The organism is Methylophaga sulfidovorans (genome assembly GCF_900114205.1).
Taxonomy (GTDB): domain Bacteria; phylum Pseudomonadota; class Gammaproteobacteria; order Nitrosococcales; family Methylophagaceae; genus Methylophaga; species Methylophaga sulfidovorans.
In genome coordinates, this window is record NZ_FOSH01000005.1 from 86,946 (window position 1) to 109,554 (window position 22,609).

Here is a 22,609-nt window from a genome sequence, read left to right on the forward strand (position 1 = left end):
TGAAAGATGATACACAGATATTTATCGATTTTTTTTGCATTATTTTTTTCCTCTATTGTTGTTGCTGATACATATTCACAGTCTGGTGTAATCACTGAAAAAGCTAATCAAACAGGGACCTTAATCATATCCGGTAAAGTTTATAAAGTTGATAATCAAACATTTATTCATGGACTATTGCCCGTGGGCGAAGTGGGCCCCAGCATTCCTGTTGGATACGCAATTGGTTTTAACACATCCAGAGCTAAGACTGACGATAAAAACAATGATCTCCCTTATATAAGTGAGATATGGCCACTCTCAAAATAGTTGATTTTTATGTATAAGAATAATGGTTTTACACTGATTGAGTTGATGATTGTTGTAGTCATCATTGGTATTCTTGCTGCAATTGCCTATCCGTCATATCAGGAGCAAGTCAGGCAAACCAGACGGGCAAATGCTCAGGCAGATTTAATGGAACTGGCGAGCTATATGGGACGTTTTTACACAGAAAACTTTACATATGTTGGTACCAAAAATGCTCTGCCTTTTGCCCAATCACCAAAGACAGGGACAGCTTATTATACTATTGCAGTCGATCCAACTCCAACAGCCACAAGTTATCGATTGGTCGCTACAGCCCAAGGTTCACAGGCTGATGATACTAACTGCACATCTATGACTATCACTCAGACAGGAGCCACTACCCCTGCCGGTTGTTGGTAATAATTAATTCAATATTCAAATAAAAAAGCCGACGTTAGTCGGCTTTTTTATTCTTATCGAGTCTTTACTTAACTATGATCCACTTGGATCTGACCGCTATTTATCAGAGAGTTGATAATATCCGCATTAGACATACCTGAGGCATCACTACCAACTAGTTGGTCAATACTCGTATTTTGTAAGGTGATTGTTTGCGTCATATCTCCAGCATCACCATCAGGTGTTAGCGAAAGCACAGCATTATCACCCTGCTCGGCAACAGAAATATAGTCGGTAATATCATTGCTCTCTTCTCCTTGGAGAATATCAGAGAGATCTAATACATCACCTTCACTGCCATTAAAATCAGTGACGATATCATTAGCAGGTGTAGCTGCTGTTCCTTGGTCACCATTGTGCCAAACAAATAAATCAGCCCCCTCACCACCAGTTAAGATGTCATTTCCACCACCACCAACAAGGGTATCATTGCCTTCTCCGCCGAGAAGAATATGTTCACCATCGCCACCAACGAGGATATCATCACCGGCCCCGCCATTTAATGTTTCAGTGACAATAGGGTGGTCTTCAACAGTGGCAGAACTACCACCATTCGTAGTATCAGGCTGATATGTACTATCGAGACTTGTTCCATCACTGAAAGAGACTGTGAAAGGTACTTCCTGTTTGCCAAAATCCTCCCCAGTATTCATAGTACGACCATCAGTATCAATGCCAAAGCTGAGAGTATCACCATCTGTGAAAGTACCAGGTTCGAACCGGATAACTAATTCATTAGTATCGCCATCAGTAACCATTTGAATATCATCACTTGATATAGATGAACCATCACCTAAAGTGAATGTATAACTATCCGTACCAGCTTGATCAAAAAAGGCATTGTAATCAGCAAGAGAGATGCGAATTTCTGTCACATATAATGCTGCTGCCGCTGCTGCTAAAACAAACGAAAATTGATTATCGTTACCAGCAATACCAGTCTGTCCTGAAGCGACACTTGCTGTAACCTGTCTATAACCCGCATCAAAGGAACCGCCAACGCCACCAATCAGGACATCATTTCCAGCACCGCCGGAAATAAAATCAACATCATTGCCACCAATCAGAATTTCGTCCCTAAATGAACCTTCAAGAACACTGCCATTGACGTGTGTGACAGAGACATTAGCGGAATCTGTCTGGGTACCAGCTTGGTTCTGATAGTTAAAGCTACCGCCATTACTGTCTGTATCATCGAAATTAACACTACTTCCACTCACGGAGACAGTATCTGTAGTTGATGTAGCGTCTGTCAGGGTATACGTTTGACCATCAGCACCGCTGTCATTGGCGAATAATGCCCAGTCAGGGATGTCAACAGAGTCCTGATTAGTGATAACTAAATTATCACTCACCACCAATGTTGATAACTCAACATCAACATCGACTGTAAATGTATTACTAGCAGTATCACCATCACCATCTGTAACGGTATAGTTGATCTCTTCTGTGAAGGTACCACTAGCTGAATCACCAACATTATATGAATATTCACCACTGTCCATATCTACTGTTAAGATACCGCCATTAGCAGTGGCAATCGTCCAGACATGAGTTGTGGTATCAAAGCTTGCTAAAGCACTACCAGCTGAAGCTGTATTCGTTTGCTGATTGAATGTATAGTTCACACCATCAATAGAGATCTGACTTATCCAACCACCATCCGCTCCGGCACTTGCAGGAAAACCGCCATCAAGAAGGTCGCCCGAGACGCTATTGCCAGTTACAGTCTTCACCAATGTATCTGCAAGCTGAGAGAAATCGGTGACCGTAATGACAGGAATATCCGCTTCCTTAACACCATCGTAAGCAATGGGTGCGAGTTCATCAGCTACTGCATCAGCTCCCATACCTAAGGCATGGGCGGTTATGTCATTATCAGCTAAAAACTGTTCCCATGCTTGTTGCTCACTACCATCAATTCCAACACCGATATAATTACCATCGGCATCAGTTTGGTTGCTCTCATTGGGCGCACCATCAGACATAAAATAGGCGACATTCTGAGCACCATCTATCTTACCTGGGTCATTAAAAGCATCAACTGCTTCCGCTAAGGCCGCATCATAGTTGGTTTCTCCACTCGCAGAAAGTGAGTTAATGATATCTTTTGCCTTAGCTGTATCGACCCAGACATCTGTTGGGTTCTCAGAACCACTATTAAAAGTCACTAGGTTCACCATGACATCACCCAGCGCTTCATACTGTTCAATTAAGTTTAGGCTAGACTTGATCATGACTTCCAGTTTTGTCATACCCTGAAAATCAGTGGTCTCATTCATACTGTTTGAGACGTCAAGAACTAAAAGAAGGTTAGTATTAACAGCATCACCGACAGATATAGACTCCTGAGCTGGATTAGCAACAGGCGTATCATCCTGGATAGTTACATCAAAACTTGCAGAAGAGGACTCTCCGGCATTATTACTCACATCGACATTAACATTAATGTTTTCAGTAACACCGGCCACATCACGAACGGGTTGAAGTAGTTCTACCGTATATGAAGCTTGGCTATTTGAGATATCACCTAATGTCACTGTAAAAATCTGATTAGCAGCATTGGCAGAGTCTGTACCACTGATGTAACCAATCAATGTACCAGTAGAGCTATCCCATGCAGTATCAATGGATTGACCATCCAGAGTTAATAAAGATGTTGTATTTCCGTTTGTTGACAACGAAATACTACTTAAATCACTCCCCCCCAGATCCAGGCTGATCGTTTCAGTTGATGATGCGGAGCCACCAGATTGTCCTCCAAGCAAACCGCCCTCTGACACTAAGCTGGATGGCGCTTCTATAGCAATCTCACCAGGTGGAGGTGTGACAGGAGGTGGTATATCTGATGGTTCGGGATCGCCATTATCAACAAAAAGTAAATCTGACTCAGGGAAGTCAAAAGTATTACTTACCCCAGTAGTGTCAAAGCCAGCTTCCGGAATTAATTCCGGATTTAGATAATCCACAAACACTGCATCATGGCCTTCATTACCATTAGCAGTACCCGCACCGGCAGCAGTCTCCTGACCAGCTTGAGTAGGATCTTGTCCTTCTAAAATCGCTTGCTGTATAGCATCAACATCGTCAGTAACCGCTTGTTGATTATCTGCAATATCCGTATTTGTTGGATCGAATACTTCAGCATCTAACAGTGCTTGAGAGCTACGTCCCAGATCCATTACGCTACCATCAGCAAATTCAATCTCAATAGCACCTTCGGCGCCTGTTGAAATTAAATCATTGGCATAAACCACGTCACCCACTTGTAATGTTCTCACAGAACCATCCGTGGAGGTGACTGTTACAGCGCCAATAAGCGCTTTTACAACACCAATTTCTGTAGCCATATCTATTCCCCTAATCGCTGAACTGGAAACACCAGAACGCGTAAATTATTCATCATGGCGTAATATTGCCGTGAGAGCCTCATTTGATCTACTGTACTTTGGTACTAACACACACGTAAATGTGAATGAGTTCACATTTTTGTGATACTTATTTCCTCAGTGAGTTCCTTACAAAGCAAATTTAGTACCACGATCTAGGGAAAATGAAGAATCAGTTCTTCATCAGATTATGTTGTTTTTCTTCTTTAGCTAGTTTATCGAGCACATCTGTCACTAATTTCCTGGGAATCCAGGCTTCACCATCATGGACCACTCTTACTGCTCTGACGATCGCATGTCGTTGCTCGAATGCAACAAACCCACGGCATGTAAAGCCTGATAGCTTTAATTGCTCATAAGTGGCAGGTTTATCAGTAATAATAATGGTCTTTGTTTTCGTTGAACGTAAGCTGACGTAAAAACATAACTCATCGGCTGAAAGCTGATGAGTCTGATCAGAAATCACCAATACATCTGGCTTTAATTTCTCAATAGCATCGAGTAAGGCTTCAAAGGAAGCTTCGTAAAGTGCATTCGTAGTAATGTTATGCTGGCTCTGCAATAGAGCAAGTTCTTTCTTTATATCAGAACCAACCAGACAAACATTTATCATGCATAAACCTCGAGCATTTTTGTTAATAACTGCCACTTTTGTTCCCAGCCAATGAGAGGCGATTGTCTGTAGCTGCTTCTTACAAACTGTTGCATTTGACCTTCTACAACAGCAAGTAATAAATTCGCTGTTTCGTTGACAGGTCTCCCTCCAGCCTGTGTCAAAGTGAGTTCACGTTCTCTCAAAATTTGTCTGAATTGCGTTTCCAGACGGTCAAAAAATTGACTCACGCGTTGTCTTAAGCGTTCTGTCTCACCAGTTAAGGCCGCCCCCATCAGAACGCTGGTAATACCTGGATTTTTTGTAGAAAACCCAAGCATAAGCGTCATGATTTTTTCAATACGATTTAACGCATTTTGTTCATCTTGTAAAATTCGTTGAATCAGACCAAAAACCGTTTCCTCAGCAAAACCAATCAAGCCTTCAAACATTCTCGCCTTACTGGGGAAATGTCTGTACAAAGCGGCTTCTGATACGCCTAAGCTTGCAGCAAGTTTGGCGGTAGTGATCCGTTCTCCCGGTCTTTGTTCTAACTCTGAAGCCAGTGCTTCAAGAATATCCTGACGACGTGAACGTTTCGTTTCAGCTCTACTGCTTTGTATAACATCAGTCATCGGCCACCTCCACGAATCAACGTACCCACTCCTTCGTCAGTGAACATTTCCAGCAATACTGCATGTTGAACACGCCCATCAATAATATGAGCGGTTGTTACACCAGATTGAACAGCATCCAAAGCACAGCCTATTTTTGGCAACATACCACCATATATCACGCCATCATCGATTAACTCATTTACTTGCTTAGCATTTAAGCCAGTTAATAGCTGACCATCCGCATCCAACAGTCCAGCAGTATTGGTTAACAAAATCAGTTTCTCTGCTTGCAGCACTTCAGCAATTTTACCTGCTACTAAATCAGCATTGATGTTATATGATTCGCCATCTTTCCCAACACCAACCGGTGCAATCACAGGAATAAAATCACTGTGGATCAACATATCAATCACACTGGTATCAATGCTGGCCACTTTGCCGACATGACCTAAATCAATCAACTCTGATGGATTGATGTCAGCAGATCCTGACATCTGTAATTTTTCAGCAAAAATCAGGCTGCCATCCTTGCCAGTTAAGCCAACTGCTCTGCCACCGTGATTATTGATCAAATTAACAATACTTTTGTTTACTTGACCGCCTAACACCATTTCAACAATATCCATTGTTTCACGATCTGTGACACGCATACCGTTGACAAATTCACTTTGCTTGCCGACACGTTGTAGCAGTTCACCTATTTGTGGGCCACCACCATGAACAATAACAGGGTTAATCCCCACCGCCTTGAGTAAAACTACATCCCTGGCAAAACTATTTTTCAATGTCTCATCTACCATGGCATTACCACCATACTTGATGACCAATGTTTTGCCAGAAAAACGTTGAATATAGGGCAATGCTTCGGTTAATACCTGAGCAATGTGGGTAGCACGTTGTGTGTTTAAACTCATTCTATCCGTCTTAAATTATAGTTTTAATGTCAGGGTCGGTTTCACTTGCTGCATTTGTTCAATGAACAACTGCTTAATTCTTTCCAGTTCAATGTCATTGGTGGCTTCAAACCTTAAGGTTAAAGCAGGTAATGTATTTGAGATCCGCACTAATCCCCAACCATCAGCATAATCTACGCGGATACCATCCACAGTAGAAATTTCACCACCGTCTGCATTGAAATTACTGATAAGTGTGGTCATGAAGCGTTTCGCTTCAGGATATGGCATATTCACCATGATTTCTGGAGTAGAAACACGTTGACTAATCTCAGCAAACAGTTGAGTCGGCGTTCTAGACATAGGATCTGCCGATAATAACTCAACCAGTCTTGCAGCCGCATAGGTCGCATCATCAAAGCCATACCAGCGGTCATTGAAGAAGAAATGTCCACTCATCTCAGCAGCCAGCGCGGCATTATACTGCTGCATTTTGTTTTTGATAACAGAATGTCCGGATGGCACCATCATTGGTTCACCACCAGCAAAGCGTATCACGCCCTCAAGCAAACTCGTACTTTTTACATCATAAAGGACTGTGGCACCAGGTGATTTCTCCAGAACAGCTCGTGAAAACAATATCATTAACTGATCCGGCCAGATAATATTTCCTTCTGTATCCACCACGCCCAGACGATCACCATCTCCATCTACAGCAATACCAAGTTCGGCCCCTGTAGACTTCACTTCTGAGATCAAGGATTTAAGGTTTTCGGGCTCCCCCGGGTTTGGATGATGATTTGGGAAACGACCATCGACTTCACAAAACAACTCTATAACATTACAGCCAATTTCTTTTAATACTTTTGGTAATACTTTACCGGCGACACCATTACCGCAATCCACTACAACTTTGAGTTTACGTTCAAGTTTAATATCAGACTTGATCCTTTGAACATAGGCTTCCGTCACATCACTCGCACTAATATTACCGCGACCTGTCTCGAAAGCTCCCTGTTTGATACGGCGATATAATGCGTGGACCTCATCACCTTCCAATGTCTTACCTGCAATGACTAATTTAATGCCATTGTAATTGGCGGGGTTATGACTACCGGTAATCATCGCTCCCGAACGTGTTTTTAAATGCTCACAAGCAAAATAAACAACTGGAGTCGGAACCTGACCGAGGTCAATAACGTTACAGCCGGTATTAGTTACTCCTCGCATAAATGCTTTTGCCAGAGGCTGGCTACTTAGCCGACCATCATGGCCAACCACAAGCTCTGTGACACCTTGAGCGATCATTTGACTACCAACAGAACGGCCAATCAGTGTCATCACCGGTACTGTCAACTGCTCACCGACAATCCCTCTGATGTCATAAGCCCGGAAGATAGCTTCATCTGGCAGGTTTTGTGCAGATGGCGGATTCAATTCCAGTTTCTTTTCTGTGGCAGGGGGACTTTGCTGAGTATCTTCATGGAAGATTTCTTTTGTTTCATCCTCAGACGCAGAACTCAGATCGGCCTCAGCTTCAAGTGACAGTTTTTCTGTTTCAGAAAATTCAGGTTCGATAAAGACTGAAGACTCAGGCTCATCATTTTGCGTGTCCTCATCAGTCAGCTTAAGCTCAAGTAAATCTGAACTATTCGCTACGGTTTCATCCAGACTTAAACTCGAAGCGTACTGTTGGTCATGAACGACCTCCTCATCTGGCACCGAATCTTCAGTATCATCCATAACAGCTTGCTCATATGGGCGGTCATAATCAATCACATCGTCATTGTATGACTCGTTACCTGTCTGGGCTTCGTCTGTTGTTTCAACAGATGCGTCACTTTGTTCCTGCATTTCAGGTTCATCAATGACAAATGTATTAAGTGATTCTTCGACAGGTACGGCCCGTTTCCTCTCTGGTATAGCCAGTTGTTGTATCTGCTCTCTCACACCATATAACTCACTGAAAACTAATGGGTACTTTGTTTTCAACTTAACTTCTTGCAGGTCTCTTAGCTGCTCTTCTAATGTATTGGCATCCGAGTGTAATAATTTCCTTTGCCACCAATCTCTGAGCAGCCATATCAGCACAGTCAAAACCATAACAGGAGCGAAAACTAACCATAGCGATGTTCCGGCACTTGTGGATACAGACCATAGTTTCACTTGCCAATAGGTGTTTGGTATAGGCTGAGAGATGATTGGTTCAGCTTTTTTATATTGACTATTACCTATAGTAGTAAGAAGACCCGTTGGTAAATCTCCCTGGGTGATCTCAATATATGTGTCAGGCAACAGCCCTGGGTTAATCAACTGAATATCACTTGGTTTTAGCGCAATCGCAACAGCTGCATATTGTTGTTTATCATCAAGAGGCACTCTCGCTGCCAACAAAATATGATCGGCTTTCCCATCTTGCATAATCATCGCGACATCCGATTGTGTCTGCGCTGTCAGCTGTCTTAAACTTTTCAGTGATACATAAGTAATCGGCAAACAACCTTCATTTGTTGGTGCATCATATTGTCTGGTAATTAAACAAATCGCTTTAGCCGATGGGAAAAAGGTATTGGCAAGATTTTTCCAATTCTCTACATCATAAATATTCTTGGTGTTTGCAAGCTGCTTTGTCTCGTTTAATTCAGCCAAACTGACCGCTCTTTGCTGCCATTCCTTAATTTGTTGCTGATAACTAGCTATAACCGCATTGACTATTTGTTGGCTCTTTTCACGCTCATTATTTTGCTGGGTAGTATTTGACTGCGTATTGATAAAAATAACTGCAGCACTGAGTACTACAAGCATAACCAATAGCAAAAGAATACTAATAAACTTGCTTCCCAGCTTTTCCATCATGGCCATGCCAATCCCCTTTGACTACTACTGACGTCCAGTATGTCCAAACCCACCTGAACCACGCTCCGATGAGGTGAATTCATCGACCTTCTCAAAACCTACCTGAACCACGGGTACAAAAACCATTTGTGCAATCCGCTCTCCTACACTGATTTCAAAATTATCTGTACCGCGGTTCCAACATGAGACAAACACCTGACCTTGGTAGTCGCTGTCAATCAATCCGACTAGGTTACCCAACACGATTCCATGCTTATGGCCTAATCCTGATCGAGGTAGCAGCACAGCAGCCAGGCTGGCGTCATCAATGTGAATGGCAAGGCCAGTAGGAATTAAAACTGTTTCTCCAGGAGCGAGTGTGACGGGTTCATCAAGGCATGCTCGTAAATCTAAACCCGCTGAACCTGAGGTGGCATAATCCGGAAGAGCGATACTGTCACCCAGTCTGGGATCAAGAATTTTTAATTGAATTTTTTGCATAGAATCTTTTTATTATTAATGTCATTAGTTCTCTTGCCAGCTGCGTTTTAGGCATCAGTGGCAATGTTTGCTCGCCGTCAGTCCAGATAATATGCAGCGCATTATCATCAACAGCAAACCCCTGATTTTCTCCAACCAAATTAGCCGCGATCATATCGAGTTTCTTTCGCTCTAACTTGGATTTAGCATATTCCGTTAAATTGTGTGTTTCTGCTGCAAATCCTACGACAAACGACGGCCTATTGTGTCGATTTGTCACAGTAGACACAATGTCTGTCGTCGGTTCAAGCTCTATATTTATCGGCTGCTGTGACGTTTTTTTAATTTTTTCTTGTTCAAGCTGTGTAGGCCGATAGTCAGAAACAGCCGCACAACTGATAAAAATATCACACGCTTCAATACTATCTTCAACAGCTAACGCCATCTGTTCTGTAGTTTCTACATTGAGGCGTTTAACAGCTGAAGGCGTGGCCAATTGAACAGGCCCGGCGATAATGGTCACCTTCGCTCCAGCTTCTTTAGCCGCCTGTGCGATAGCAAAACCCATTTTCCCAGAACTACGATTACCAATAAATCTCACAGGATCAATCGGCTCATAAGTTGGCCCGGCAGTAATGACTACCTGTTTTCCTGCTAAAAGTCCTGGCACCATTAAACGGTCTAACTCATAGACAATGTCCAATGGTTCCAACAACCGACCTTCCCCTTGTTCACCACAAGCTTGATCGCCGCTGGCAGGGCCAATCACACTGACACCGCGTTGTTTTAATAATGCTAAATTGGACTGCGTTGCTACGTTTGACCACATTTTATTATTCATTGCCGGCGCGACAGCAATCGGTGCTTCCGTTGCCAGACAAACCGCTGCCAGAATGTCATCAGCACGACCTGAAACAAGTCTGGAGAGACAATCAGCCGTTGCCGGAGCAATCAGAATCCAATCTGCCCAGCGGGCCAGTGCAATATGTCCCATTGCCGACTCTTCATCAGCATCTAATAATGTCATTGCCACAGGGTGACCACTTAAGGTCTGTAATGTCAGCGGGGTGATAAATTCGGCAGCGCCAGTTGTCATCATGACACGAACCTCAGCACCATATTCTTTCAGGCGTCGAATTAAATCCGCTCCTTTATATGCAGCGATACTACCTGTTACACCAATAACAATCTTTTTACCATTTAATGCTGAGACGTCGCTCATTCGCCCTCTTTCCTTATAGCAAGCTCACGCAGAGTTAAATCACCTAAAACCTCAGTCTGAGCATCACCAATATCTTTCAATAACTTGTTTACATCTTTATCCAGCACACCTTTAACATGATATGCACTATTTTCTTCGGCTGTGCGTAAACAATGTAATAAAGCCGCTACTTTGATGGTAGCAACATCAGATGCAGGGACATAACGTGTTTCATCACCAGCCACTTCCACAAGAAAGCCTCCTTTTTCAAGACTGCTGAGTAAGTCCTGCACCGCATTATTGGTCAGTCCGGTTTGCTCTTCCAAATGCTGGATGCTGATCGGAGCCTCGTTTTGACAGAACCGTCTTGCAATCACTGTCATCAGCCACAAACCTTCACGCTCCCGCAATCGCGGGCTTAACGTTAATGGTTTACCTGCTAATCTCACTAACTTGGGATGTTGAAGGTAAAACGCGACCTGCGAACCGGTTAATAAAATAAACCAAGCCAGATACAACCAAATCATGAAGAAGAACAAAATAGCAAAGCTGGAATAGATGGCCGTGTAGTTGGATGAAGAAGCCACAAATTTTGCAAATACCGTACCCACGCCAATCCATAATGCACCAGCAACCGAGGCCCCAATTAATGCCGGGCTGAATTTTACCTTTGTATTTGGAATAAATTTATATAAAAACGTAAATGCCGTAATGATCATTAAGTAAGGTAATAACTTCGTTCCAATGACCAACAAAGTGCCAAATGGCTCGATACTGCTTAATTGTTTTACAAATTCATGATTAACAACGGTTGCTACCAGTCCAAGTGCAGAAAAAATCAGCACCGGACCTATCATCACTACGCTGAGATAGTCAGTAAACCGCCTGGCTAATGATCGTGAACGCTTTACGCGCCAGACAAAATTAAACGCATTCTCAATTTTCTGAACCAGTGCGATGATTGTATAGAACAACATGGCCACACCAATAGAGCCCAGCACACCGACTTTCACATTCTGGACAAAGCCAATAATATTTTCGGTGATTTCCGGACCACGATCTCCCAGTGGTTCCAGCAGACTTAACAACATAGGTTCCATTTGGTTATGGACACCAAAGGCTTTTAAAACAGAGAAGGCAACGGCAATTAAAGGCACCAAAGAAAGAATGGTCGTAAACACCAGACTCATCGCCCGCAAATTCAACTCACCTGTCGCTAATTCGCGAACCATAATATAAGTCACACGAATGGCATTCACCCAAAAACGCCATAAAGGTGAAGCATCGTCTGGAATGTCTTGCCATAAAGTAATATCAAAAAAGCGTTGAACTCGAATACGCTGTTTCTTATAAAAATTAAGTATGGACTTCAACATAAGAATCTAAACCGGGTTATCTATATCAATAAAATGATGAACGATATCAAACTGCTCCGCCATCATTTCCCCTAAGGCTTTCACACCATAACGTTCTGTCGCGTGATGGCCAGCAGCCATATAGTTAATACCTAATTCACGCGCTATATGCACAGTTGGTTCCGAAATCTCGCCGCTAATGTAGATGTCCAATCCCAGTTCAGCCGCATATTGTAGATATCCCTGAGCTGCGCCGGTACACCAGCCAACGGTAGTTATTGGTCGGTCATGTCCCTGTATCACTAAAGGATCACGTTTTAATTTTTGGCGGACATGACTACTAAAAGCGGATAACGATAAGGGTTCCGGCAAACTACCACATAAGCCTATGGCTGGTTCTCCCATGCCAGAAATTCGGCCATCAACTTCGATGCCTAGTAGCTCAGCGAGTTGCGCATTATTACCCAGTGTCGGATGAGCATCCAATGGCAGGTGATAGGCAATTAAATTAATGTCATTTTCCAGTAGTAATCTTAATCTGCGCTGCTTCATACCAATTATGCGAGCATCTTCTCCCCGCCAGAAATAACCATGATGAACTAAGATCGCATCAGCATTTAACTCAATAGCTTCTTCAAGCAAAGCTTCTGATGCTGTTACTCCGGTAACCAGCGTCGTAATATCTTCACTTCCTTCCACCTGAAGACCATTTGGGCAGTAATCATTAAAACGTTCAGGTTCTAAAACGTGGTTGATATAGGCGAGAAATTCAGTTCGGGTTATCATCAACTCAAATCCCTATGGCTTAAGTAAGTCATCACTATAACAAAATGGAGAGCAATCAATGGAAGCAGTCAATATTATTGCACTCAGTATGGGAGCAGCATGGGCTAGCGGTATCAATCTCTATGCGACCATTTTTATGCTTGGCTATATGGGCATGACAGGCAATATTGTATTACCTGATGAACTCCAAATCCTCACCGATCCTATGGTAATGGCGGCAGCAGGTTTTATGTACTGTGTTGAATTTTTCGCCGATAAAATCCCGGGCGTCGACTCCGGCTGGGATACCATGCATACCTTTATTAGAATTCCTGCCGGCGCGATGTTAGCTGCTGGCGCTGTTGGCGATGTCAGCCCGGCAGTGGAATTAACTGCGGCATTGTTAGGTGGCACACTAGCGGCGGGTAGCCATGCGACTAAGGCAGGCAGCCGCTTATTAATCAACACATCTCCAGAACCTGTCACAAACTGGGGAGCCTCTATCAGCGAAGACTTATTAGTAATTGCTGGTTTATGGACGGCGCTTCACCACCCGGTATTATTTTTGATTGCTCTTGGCGTATTTATTGTACTGATGATTTGGCTTTTACCAAGGTTATGGCGCCTACTGAAAGCAATCTTTCAGAAAGTCGGTGCATGGTTGGGGCTGATAAAACCGACAGAGACTAATCCTGCGACTTCAAGCCCGGCCGAACCAACACCGCCAGTGAAGAAAATTGAACACGATCCGCACTAATCTTTTTTGCGATAAACCGTGCTGTGAGGAGTGCGAACAAGATCAAAGGCATCGGTATAACCACTGATCGTTTCTGATGCACCCAGAAACAGATACCCGCCCTTGTTTAGTGATTGTGCCATTCTTTGCAGAATATCTTTTTTACGATCAGCGGAAAAATAAATCAGCACATTACGACAAAAAATAATATCGAACTTACCCAATGTGCCAAAGCTTTGCAGAAGATTCTGAGGTCTAAAACTGACACGTTGTCTAACCTCATCCATTACACGCCAACGGTCTCCCTGTTTAGTAAAAAACTGTTGGCGGCGCTGATCGGATAAACCACGACCAACAGCCACATCCTCATATTCTGCTTTTTTCGCCTGAACCAACATCGAACTTGAAATATCAGTAGCGACAATTTGACTGGAAGCAATTCTGTTTGAGGGAGACTTACGGCAATATTCACTCAGCATCATACTAATAGTGTAGGGTTCCTGACCTGAGGAGCAAGCAGCGGACCAGATTCTGAGAGAGCTCCCCCGAAGCTTGTCCAACTCTGGAAAAATGACCTGTCCGAGTGTCTCAAAAGGCTGTACATCGCGAAACCAGGAGGTTTCGTTTGTTGTCATCGCATCAATAACGGCATCACGCAAATGGTGAGGCTGACCACGCTCAACCGCAGTTATCAACTCTGACAGGCTCGCTATATTTTCATCGCGAAGCAGGCGCGTCAATCTACTCACAATAAGGTATTGCTTGCCATCCCCAAGCAGAATGCCACAGGCATCCTCTAAAAAACGCCTAAAGCGCTGGTAGTCGATATCCGTTATTTCTTGCGTCTGCATAGTGTCTCAGGGTTAAGTATCAATGGAACATATAGCATATCGGACAATATACTTAAACATTTACCGAAACATCAGATAAAGTGACAAATAGTTTAGAGGAAGATAAGAAATCGAATGAAAACATGTCTGATTACAGGTTGCTCAAGTGGTATTGGTTTATGTGCAGCAAAAACACTACACTCGCGTGGCTATAAAGTTGTTGCTACTGTCCGTAACCACAAAGATAAAGTAGAGCTGGAACAACATGGTATTCATACCATTATTCTGGACTTGGCTGACGAAAACAGTGTCAATACTGGTTTTCAACAAGCATTGAATTATCTTGATAATCAACTGGATGGCTTATTTAATAATGCCGCCTTTGGGCAACCTGGCGCAGTTGAAGACTTGTCACGTACCGCTCTGAAAGAGCAGTTTGACACAAATGTGTTTGGCACACAGCAACTGACAAATCTTGCCATAGCGCAGATGCGTAAGCAGGGTCATGGGCGAATTATTTACAACAGCTCTATTCTGGGACTTATTGCTTTGGCCTACCGGGGAGCTTACAACGCCAGTAAATATGCGATAGAAGGTCTGGCCGATACCTTACGCATCGAACTCTACGGTAGCAATATTCATATCAGTCTGATTGAACCGGGACCTATCACCAGTCGGTTTCGAGAGAATGCCTATAAAAAATACCTACAGCATATAGATAAAGCACATAGCCCTCATCGTGAAACATATGAGGCAATGGAAGTAAGACTTAAGAAACAAGGTCCTGCAACGCCGTTCACACTGCCAGCCGATGCAGTGGTGGAAAAATGTATTCATGCATTGGAAGCGAAAAAACCTAAAAGACGTTACTACGTCACTTTTCCTACCTATCTTTTTGCATATAGTAAAAAACTGCTACCTATGGGTATATTAGACTGGATGTGCAGAAAAGTATCAGATAGCTAACTGTATAGGGATATATATCATGGACAAGTGGTTATTATGAGTGATACCAGACGTTCAACTACCGTGACACAGACAACAAGCCGAATACTGACATACAGTTTACTGTCTGCGGTTATTGCCATTGGCGTATTTTTTTCAATACTCTACAGCTTCCAATCAGTCTCAAATATCGCCTGGATCGCAGCACTTTCCAGCATTGTCAGCTATGTACTTCTTACCTTATTTTTATCACGTTATATCACCCAGCCAATTCAATCGGTCATCGATGATTTAGGTCAGCTCACACTCTCTGTTCCTCTGGTCGCCAGTAAAAAATACACTGAGGCCCGAGAACAATGTGAATCCGTCAATGAAACTAATTCAGACCAAGCCGTCGTCAACCTGAAACAAGAGTTATGTGATCTGACAACGATGCAAGAACAGCTGGAAGATAAGATTTCACAACGCAATAAAGCAGTATTTAAGGCACATCAGGCATTAAAAACCGAACGGGATTTCATTACACAGCTAGTTGATACAGCTCAGATGATTGTGATGACTTCTGATAATAACCGTGCGATTCATTTATTCAATCATTACGGTGAAAAACTAACTGGCTTCAGCCGCGATGAAGTAGAGGGGTCAGATGTTGCCCGCTTTTTTCCTCCTGGTAACTGGTCTGAAACGGATAATATTCTCAAAGAACTGCTTATCGGTAATATTCAGATAGCTCAGCAAGAGGCTGAGCTTGTTGATAAAACAGGTAACTTAAAACAAATTTCCTGGTTCCATTCTCGCGTAGAAAAAAATGATGAAAATACCCTAATTCTATCGGTTGGATTGGATACCACAGAAACCCGAGCAGCAGAGAAACGTATCGTCTGGATGGCTGAACATGATCCGTTGACTAATTTGTGCAATAGAAGGAAGTTTACTGAAGAATTTGAAAAATCGCTGCAAACAGCCATTCGCTATAAACATAACAGCACACTTTTATTATTAGATTTAGATCGCTTTAAAGATATCAATGACACCAGTGGTCACAGAGCCGGTGATGAAGCCCTGAAACTGGTCGCTAAAACGTTACAAAGAGTCACACGTTTTACCGATTTTGTTGCCAGATTGAGTGGTGATGAATTTGCGGTGATCATGCCGGAAAGCGACGAAGCTGGTGCTATCACGGTTTCAGAAAAAATACTGGCTGAACTCTCAGCGATTCATCTTAATTACGAGATGGTCCGTCATACGATTTCAGCCAGTATTGGTATCGTCAATTATCCTTTACAAGACGCCACCACCAATGAACTTATTGGTTTTGCCGATCTAGCTATGTATCGAGCCAAGGCCAATGGGAAAGGTCGATATCATGTCTTTTCACTGGATGATCGTAGCCGTGAACAACTTCAAAAGCGGGTTTACTGGAAGTAAAAAATAGAAGAAGCATTGGAGAATCATCTATTTGTTTTATATTTTCAGCCCATCCTCAATCTAAGTAATCATGAAATTCAACATTATGAAGTGCTGATCATAATGCGTGATCCCAAGACCAATGAAGTCACCTTACCCGGCAAATTTATTGAAATTGCAGAGGAAGTGGGCTTAATTCAAAGCATTGATCATTATGTGCTGCACCATAGCATCAAAAAATTAGCTGAACTTCAGAAACAAGGCTCTAAAATTAAATTCGCCATCAACCTCTCCGGTGCGGTAGTTGATACGCCTGTTTTACTGCCCTATCTGAAAAAACTCATTAAACGTTTCGATGTTGATCCTACTGCCTTAATTTTTGAAGTGACTGAAACCGTTGCTGTCTCAAATCTGTATCAGGCAAAACTGATGATGACAGCGATAAAAGCGCTCGGCTGCCGTTTCTCACTGGACGACTTTGGGGTTGGTTTTGCTTCCTTCAATTATATGCGTGAATTACCCATCGATATCATCAAAATTGATGGCATTTTTATTAAAAACCTGGATATCAATGCTGATGATCAGCTTTTTGTTAAAGCATTGATAGATGTCGCCAAAGGCTTAGGACGTAAGACCATTGCTGAATTTGTTGAAAATGAAGCTATCCTCAATATTTTGCAAGAATATGGTGTCGATTTTGCCCAAGGATTTTATATAGGCAAACCTCAACAAAATTTACCTGTCGAGACTCATTAACCATCATTTATTATCTGCAGCAAGCAGAATCAAAACATTCAAGAAAAGTTTGGCGATGGCATCATCAGCGCCATTGATTTTAATATGACCGTAGAACGAGAACACGACCCCAAAGGTGATCGTGTGGTCGTGACAATGAATGGTAAGTTTTTGCCCTATAAAGCCTGGTAGGTTTCCCCATGATGAAGGGAGATAAACCACGGTTTTCTCCCTTCTTTTTTTACCTCTGTTTTAGTGAAGTTTCAGCTCTTTGAACACTAGCTTATCCGCTTCAACTTCAATATTGACCGTATCACCAGCTGAAAACTTACCTGACAATAAATCCTGCGCCAGAGGATTTTCAATCTCGTGTTGAATCACCCGTTTAAGTGGTCTTGCACCATACACAGGATCGAAACCTTCAGAAGCAATCAAATCCAAGGCTTCATCGGATAACATCAATTTCATATCACGCTCAGCCAATCTTGCACGTAGATGAGATAACTGAATCTCAGCAATTGCACGGATTTGCGCTTGTTGTAATGGATGGAACACCACCACATCATCAACACGATTGATAAATTCCGGGCGGAAATGTTGTGACACAATCTCCATCACTGCCGCTTTCATTGCGTCATAGTTTTCTTCACCCGCCATCTCCTGAATAACACTGGAGCCCAGATTAGACGTCATCACAATAACAGTATTGCGGAAATCCACTGTGCGTCCCTGCCCATCGGTCAAACGGCCATCATCCAGAACCTGAAGCAGAATATTAAAGACATCCGGATGGGCTTTTTCCACTTCATCCAACAAAATGACTGAATAAGGTTTGCGTCTGACCGCTTCCGTCAGATAGCCACCTTCTTCATAACCGACATAGCCAGGAGGTGCACCAACCAGACGAGCAACAGAGTGTTTTTCCATAAACTCAGACATATCTATTCGAACCATCGCATCCTGTGTATCAAACAGGAAGTTAGCCAACGATTTACATAACTCGGTTTTACCAACACCGGTTGGTCCTAAAAACAGGAAAGAACCATTCGGACGGTGGGGATCAGATAAGCCTGCCCGACTACGACGAATCGCATTAGCCACTGAACTCACTGCCTCATCCTGACCAATCACGGTTTCGTGTAAGGCATCATCCATTTTCAGCAGTTTGTCGCGTTCACCTTCCAGCATTTTTGACACAGGAATGCCCGTCCATTTGGACACAACTTCAGCAATTTCCTCTTCACCGACCTTGTTACGCAACAAGGTAAACTCCTGCATCTCAGCTTCTGTCGCCAGTTTCAGCTGTTTTTCCAGCTCTGGAATACGTCCATATTGTAGTTTCGCCATTTTTTCATAATCGGCATTACGATTAGCAGCATCCAGTTCCAGACGTGCTTTTTCCAACTCTTCTTTTACATGCTGACTACCATGTAGCGACGCTTTCTCAGACTTCCAGACTTCTTCCAGATCGGTATATTCTCTGGCCAGTTTTTTCATCTCCGTCTCAAGCGTTTCCAGACGTTTTTTAGAGGCATCATCACTTTGTTTTTTCAGCGCCATACGTTCAATTTTTAATTGAATCAAACGCCGTTCAAGACGATCCAGCACCTCTGGCTTAGAGTCAATTTCCATGCGAATACGGCTGGCTGCCTCATCAATAAGGTCAATCGCTTTATCCGGTAGCTTACGGTCGGTAATGTACCGGTTCGACAAAGTCGCTGCCGCCACAATCGCCGGATCAGTAATATCCACGCCATGATGCACTTCATAACGCTCTGCCAGACCACGTAAGATCGCAATGGTCGATTCAACGCTAGGTTCGCCGACAATCACTTTCTGGAAACGACGTTCCAACGCAGCATCTTTTTCTACATATTGACGATACTCATTTAACGTTGTGGCACCGATACAGTGAAGCTCACCGCGTGCCAGTGCAGGTTTGAGCATATTTCCCGCATCCATTGCGCCTTCAGCCTTACCAGCACCGACCATGGTATGAATTTCATCGATAAACAGAATGATCTGACCTTCTTGTTTCGATAGATCATTCAACACCGCTTTCAGGCGTTCTTCAAACTCACCACGGAATTTAGCTCCGGCAATCAAAGAGCCCATATCCAGAGCTAGAACCCGTTTGTTTTTCATACCATCAGGCACTTCACCATTGACGATACGTTGGGCCAAACCTTCAACAATCGCGGTTTTACCTACACCGGGTTCACCGATAAGCACAGGATTATTTTTGGTACGGCGCTGCAAGACCTGAATGGTGCGACGAATTTCATCGTCACGACCAATTACCGGATCTAATTTGCCGGCTTCCGCTCTTGCTGTCAGATCAATGGTGTATTTTTCCAAAGCCTGACGTTGTTCTTCTGCATTAGGATCAGTCACTCGCTCCCCTCCACGAATTTTATCGATAGCAGTATTAATCGCTGTTTTGTTACCACCATGCTTACGGAGTAATTCACCATGTTGGTTTTTATCTTCCACCAATGCCAGCACAAACAGTTCACTGGAAATATATTGATCCTGACGTTGTTGTGCCAGCTTATCCGTTTGATTCAGTAATCGACTTAAATCTTGTGATACATGGATATCACCATTACCACCTTCAACCTGAGCCAGTCGTGATAACTGCTGCTCTAAATCTGTTTGATAAGCGGCAACATTGACACCACTCTGAGCCAGAATCGGTTTTACACTGCCGTTTTGTTGCTGCAACAAGGCAAGCATTAAATGCACAGGTTCAATAAACTGATGATCCTGCCCTACGGCCATACTCTGGGCAGCCGCTAATGCTTCCTGAAATTTACTGGTTAATTTATCTATTTGCATACGAGGTATTTCCCCTGAAAAAGTAAGTTAATACAGAAATGGGGGAAGCCTCGATAAAAATCAAGAGAGCTAATGCGGATGTTTTTGCATCGTTTCGATATGGCTTGTTAATTCAGCTTTAAGCTCATCGATTTCCTGCAAAGGCTGTAAAGGTTTGCCAACACAGATCTGAACATGGCTGGGAACAAAAGGCGCCAGTAACACCTGTCCCTGTGCTGTCACCCCATCCAGGCGCACCGGATAAATCGGTGTTTTTGTCCATATTGCTAAACGAACAACACCTGCCTTTATCGGCCTCGGCGGATCGCTATCTAAATGAATTTTGCCGTGAGGAAATAAGGCGACTACCTCTCCCTGTTCGAGGGCGCGTCTTGCAGCTCGCAGTGCTTGTTCTGCTCGCCCTTGGCGGTCAACAGGAATACAACCGGCTGCTTTGAAAATCCAGTGCAAAACAGGGCGATTATATTCTTCAGATGCAATAAGAAAGCGTAATGGCCGACGGCTGGCTGCGATTAATAATAAGGGATCGAGCCCGGAAATATGATTGGCGGCAACTATCGCAGGGCCCTGTTCAGGCAAAGGTAATACCAGACCGGGATGACGATGTAACACTTTGCAGAGAATACGGGTTAGGCCATCCAGCCAGTTCACATGTATGCCACCCCAGTCTGCGCGTGACTGAGATAGACAGACAGCGAAAAAGACCAATAAGAGGATTAGCGTTATCCACATACGCTTAACTCTCGAATGGCGTAGTATCTCCCATGCCATGTCGGGTGACTTCAGGTAAGTCATCAACAAATTCAACTACCGTGGTGGGCTCTGCACCACAAGCGCCGCCATCGATGATTAAATCAACATGTTTGCCAATGGCATCGACAATATCATCGGCATCTGTCATTGGCATCTCATCGCCAGGCAAAATCAGCGTTGAACTCATTAACGGTTCATTAAGTTCTTCCAGCAATGCCAGTGCTATCGTATGTTCCGGGATACGTAAACCAATGGTTTTACGCTTAGGATGCTGTAATTTCCGTGGCACTTCTTTGGTCGCCGGTAAAACAAATGTGTACGGTCCCGGGGTATAGGCTTTTAATAAACGAAATACTGCATTATTAAATTTCGCATAGGTCGATAGTTCTGATAAATCACGGCACACCAGAGTGAAGTTATGGTCCGCATCTAACTGGCGGATTCGACGCAGGCGTTCCATCGCATCGTTATCACCGATTTGACACCCCAATGCATAGCCGGAATCGGTGGGATAAACAATCAAACCACCGCGGCGGATGATTTCGCATGCTTGCTTGATCAGTCTTACCTGAGGATTATCCGGATGTATTTGAAAAAACTGGCTCATATAAAATCACACTTATAAAAGTTAAGGGCTTAATTCGTCCATGTAGACCAAATGGGTGTTACGTTTGGTGGCAATGTCGTCATTTTACCTAATTCAGTATAGCTATTATCCGGACCATGAAAGTCTGAACCTGCTGAAGCTAATAATTCAAACTCGGTTGCCAGCCTTGCCATTGTTCTGACTTCTTCTGGATGCTGTGCACCAGAAGCGACCTCAATAGCGGAGCCACCCAGATCTTTAAACTCAGCGACTAATTTTCGCCGCTTTGTCGCGGTCATTTTATAACGTGCCGGATGAGCAATTACAGCCTGGCCACCTGCACCATTAATCCAGTTGACGGTATCTTCAAGGCTGGCCCAATGCCCTGTGACATAACCAGGTTTATTGCGAACCAGAAAACGCTTAAAGACGTCCTTCATATCTTTTGCATAGCCTTTTTCGACTAAAAAGCGGGCAAAATGCACTCGTCCCAGCATAGTTTCAGAGGCATATTGACTAGCACCGTCATACGCACCCGGAATACCCGCTTTATCTAAACGTGTTGCAATATCTAGCGCGCGTTGACGACGATAATCACGTAATTCTGATAGTCCTTGTTGTAACGTTGAATTATCGATATCTATCTGTAATCCCACGATATGGACCGTAGCACCATTCCAACTGACCGATATTTCCACCCCAGGGATCAAAACCACATCCTGCTTCTGAGCTTCTGCCATGGCCTGCCTGATACCTTCCGTGCCATCATGGTCAGTCAATGCAAGGTGAGTGACACCCTGTTGTTTGGCGCGAGCAACTAACGCTTCGGGCGACAGTGAGCCATCAGAGGCAGTGGAATGAGTATGTAAGTCAAACTGAGTCATAGGCACTATTTTACGATAGAA

At 43.5% G+C, this 22,609-nt stretch carries 20 protein-coding genes and 1 pseudogene; 7 read left to right on the forward strand and 14 right to left on the reverse strand.

All coding sequences use genetic code 11. The features are described 5' to 3' along the window. The first annotated feature begins 6 nt into the window (after positions 1–6). Positions 7–309: a hypothetical protein gene (locus BM232_RS05405; RefSeq protein ID WP_091712192.1), complete on the forward strand. Its 303-nt coding sequence runs from the start codon at positions 7–9 to the stop codon at positions 307–309. Between the two features lie 9 nt (positions 310–318). Then, a complete protein-coding gene (locus BM232_RS05410; RefSeq protein ID WP_091712193.1) occupies positions 319–708 on the forward strand; it encodes a type IV pilin protein in 390 nt (129 codons plus the stop codon). Positions 709–776: 68 nt separating this feature from the next. On the opposite strand, the gene BM232_RS05415 is transcribed toward BM232_RS05410, so the two are convergent. The 9 genes from BM232_RS05415 to BM232_RS05455 all read right to left on the reverse strand — a co-directional run bounded on the left by BM232_RS05415 (position 777) and on the right by BM232_RS05455 (position 12,895). Next, a complete protein-coding gene (locus BM232_RS05415) occupies positions 777–4,097 on the reverse strand; it encodes a retention module-containing protein (RefSeq protein ID WP_091712194.1) in 3,321 nt (1,106 codons plus the stop codon). Positions 4,098–4,308: 211 nt separating this feature from the next. Next, positions 4,309–4,749 carry a hypothetical protein gene (locus tag BM232_RS05420; protein ID WP_091712195.1) on the reverse strand — a complete coding sequence of 147 codons (441 nt, stop codon included), beginning with the start codon at positions 4,747–4,749 and terminating at the stop codon, positions 4,309–4,311. After that, positions 4,746–5,363: a nucleoid occlusion factor SlmA gene (gene slmA, locus BM232_RS05425; RefSeq protein ID WP_091712196.1), complete on the reverse strand. Its 618-nt coding sequence runs from the start codon at positions 5,361–5,363 to the stop codon at positions 4,746–4,748. Before slmA ends, BM232_RS05420 begins: the two co-directional genes overlap by 4 nt. Continuing rightward, entirely contained in the window at positions 5,360–6,259 is a 900-nt protein-coding gene (argB, locus tag BM232_RS05430) for an acetylglutamate kinase (protein WP_091712197.1), read from the reverse strand. Before argB ends, slmA begins: the two co-directional genes overlap by 4 nt. Positions 6,260–6,274: 15 nt before the next feature. Then, positions 6,275–9,100, reverse strand: coding sequence for a phosphomannomutase/phosphoglucomutase (locus tag BM232_RS15055; protein ID WP_091712198.1), 2,826 nt, complete (start codon positions 9,098–9,100; stop codon positions 6,275–6,277). Positions 9,101–9,118: 18 nt separating this feature from the next. Then, positions 9,119–9,574: a dUTP diphosphatase gene (gene dut / locus BM232_RS05440; protein ID WP_091712199.1), complete on the reverse strand. Its 456-nt coding sequence runs from the start codon at positions 9,572–9,574 to the stop codon at positions 9,119–9,121. Continuing rightward, positions 9,546–10,775, reverse strand: a complete 1,230-nt coding sequence (coaBC, locus tag BM232_RS05445; RefSeq protein WP_091712200.1) for a bifunctional phosphopantothenoylcysteine decarboxylase/phosphopantothenate--cysteine ligase CoaBC — start codon at positions 10,773–10,775, stop codon at positions 9,546–9,548. The genes dut and coaBC overlap by 29 nt, the downstream gene beginning before the upstream one ends. Further along, a complete protein-coding gene (locus tag BM232_RS05450) occupies positions 10,772–12,130 on the reverse strand; it encodes a YihY/virulence factor BrkB family protein (RefSeq protein WP_091712201.1) in 1,359 nt (452 codons plus the stop codon). Before BM232_RS05450 ends, coaBC begins: the two co-directional genes overlap by 4 nt. 6 nt (positions 12,131–12,136) lie before the next feature. Then, the gene (locus tag BM232_RS05455; RefSeq protein WP_091712202.1) at positions 12,137–12,895 is read right to left on the reverse strand and encodes a Nif3-like dinuclear metal center hexameric protein; all 759 of its coding nucleotides are present in this window, start codon (positions 12,893–12,895) and stop codon (positions 12,137–12,139) included. A 58-nt stretch (positions 12,896–12,953) separates the two neighbouring features. Between BM232_RS05455 and BM232_RS05460 the strand changes: the two genes are divergently transcribed. Beyond that, positions 12,954–13,631 carry a DUF4126 domain-containing protein gene (locus BM232_RS05460; RefSeq protein WP_091712203.1) on the forward strand — a complete coding sequence of 226 codons (678 nt, stop codon included), beginning with the start codon at positions 12,954–12,956 and terminating at the stop codon, positions 13,629–13,631. Here BM232_RS05460 and BM232_RS05465 read toward each other — a convergent pair. Next, on the reverse strand, positions 13,628–14,461 hold the full coding sequence (locus BM232_RS05465) for a CheR family methyltransferase (RefSeq protein WP_091712204.1): 834 nt from the start codon (positions 14,459–14,461) through the stop codon (positions 13,628–13,630). The two genes, BM232_RS05460 and BM232_RS05465, sit on opposite strands and share 4 nt — an antisense overlap. A gap of 114 nt (positions 14,462–14,575) precedes the next feature. Here BM232_RS05465 and BM232_RS05470 point away from each other — a divergent pair, with 114 nt between their 5' ends. The 4 genes and pseudogenes from BM232_RS05470 to BM232_RS05480 form a co-directional block, all read left to right on the forward strand. Beyond that, a complete protein-coding gene (locus tag BM232_RS05470; RefSeq protein ID WP_091712205.1) occupies positions 14,576–15,406 on the forward strand; it encodes an SDR family NAD(P)-dependent oxidoreductase in 831 nt (276 codons plus the stop codon). 36 nt (positions 15,407–15,442) lie between these two features. Further along, entirely contained in the window at positions 15,443–16,813 is a 1,371-nt protein-coding gene (locus BM232_RS05475; protein WP_245752820.1) for a sensor domain-containing diguanylate cyclase, read from the forward strand. Between the two features lie 15 nt (positions 16,814–16,828). Continuing rightward, entirely contained in the window at positions 16,829–17,548 is a 720-nt protein-coding gene (locus BM232_RS15060; RefSeq protein ID WP_245752821.1) for an EAL domain-containing protein, read from the forward strand. Positions 17,549–17,584: 36 nt separating this feature from the next. Beyond that, positions 17,585–17,719, forward strand: a pseudogene (locus tag BM232_RS05480) (cyanase); the annotation flags it as partial. A gap of 60 nt (positions 17,720–17,779) precedes the next feature. Here BM232_RS05480 and clpB read toward each other — a convergent pair. From clpB to BM232_RS05500, 4 genes are all read right to left on the reverse strand, one after another. Continuing rightward, positions 17,780–20,365 carry an ATP-dependent chaperone ClpB gene (gene clpB, locus BM232_RS05485; RefSeq protein WP_091712206.1) on the reverse strand — a complete coding sequence of 862 codons (2,586 nt, stop codon included), beginning with the start codon at positions 20,363–20,365 and terminating at the stop codon, positions 17,780–17,782. Between the two features lie 69 nt (positions 20,366–20,434). After that, on the reverse strand, positions 20,435–21,097 hold the full coding sequence (locus BM232_RS05490) for a lysophospholipid acyltransferase family protein (protein WP_091712207.1): 663 nt from the start codon (positions 21,095–21,097) through the stop codon (positions 20,435–20,437). 4 nt (positions 21,098–21,101) lie between these two features. Continuing rightward, the gene (locus BM232_RS05495; protein WP_091712208.1) at positions 21,102–21,725 is read right to left on the reverse strand and encodes an L-threonylcarbamoyladenylate synthase; all 624 of its coding nucleotides are present in this window, start codon (positions 21,723–21,725) and stop codon (positions 21,102–21,104) included. A gap of 29 nt (positions 21,726–21,754) precedes the next feature. After that, complete coding sequence (locus BM232_RS05500; RefSeq protein ID WP_091712395.1) at positions 21,755–22,588, reverse strand: PHP domain-containing protein; 834 nt, start codon at positions 22,586–22,588, stop codon at positions 21,755–21,757. Between the last annotated feature and the right edge of the window lie 21 nt (positions 22,589–22,609).